The sequence below is a fragment of the Brevibacillus sp. SKDU10 genome (assembly GCF_001645205.1).
GTDB lineage: Bacteria > Bacillota > Bacilli > Brevibacillales > Brevibacillaceae > Brevibacillus_B > Brevibacillus_B halotolerans.
On the sequence record NZ_LSSO01000094.1, the window covers coordinates 1 to 721 of the forward strand.

Sequence of the window (721 nt, forward strand, 5' to 3'; positions counted from 1 at the left end):
TTTCTGTTAATTGATGAACCAACCAATCATCTCGACATGCATGCAAGAAAACTTGTCAGTGACTATCTCAATACCAAAAGTGGATTTATTCTTGTCTCTCACGACAGGTCATTCCTTGATAACTGTGTAGATCACATCCTTTCCATCAATAGGACCAATATCGAAATACAAAAAGGCAATTTCTCTGATTGGTGGGAAAATAAGCAGAGACAGGATAACTTTGAGCTTGCAGAGAACGAACGGCTAAAAAAAGACATTAGACGCTTGTCGGATTCTGCTAAACGAACAAGCAACTGGTCGCACGAAGTGGAAAAAACGAAAAATGGTACAAGAAATTCCGGTTCCAAGGTAGATAAAGGGTATATTGGTCACAAGGCCGCTAAAATGATGAAACGCTCTAAATCAATTGAGCAGAGACAGCAATCTGCTATTGAGGAAAGGTCTAAGCTCCTTAAAAACATCGAAAACGCTGAAAGCTTAAAAATTTCACAGCTTGCTTTTCATAAAAACCAGCTTGCTGAACTTAAAAATGTTTCCATTTATTATGGCGAGAAAATGGTTTGCACAGATATAAGCTTTACAATTGAGCAAGGGGAGCGAATAGCGCTTTGTGGTAAAAACGGCTCTGGAAAATCAAGCATTATCAAGCTTATTTGCGGTGAGCATCTCAACTATACGGGGACTTTTGACAAGGGCAGTCAACTCAAAATATCCTATGTTT

Annotated in this window: 1 protein-coding gene; it reads left to right on the top strand. The window is 38.8% G+C overall.

The annotated features are described in order from the left end of the window. The coding region (locus AYJ08_RS05750; RefSeq protein WP_157452794.1) for an ATP-binding cassette domain-containing protein at positions 1–721 on the top strand (721 nt) is incomplete at both ends.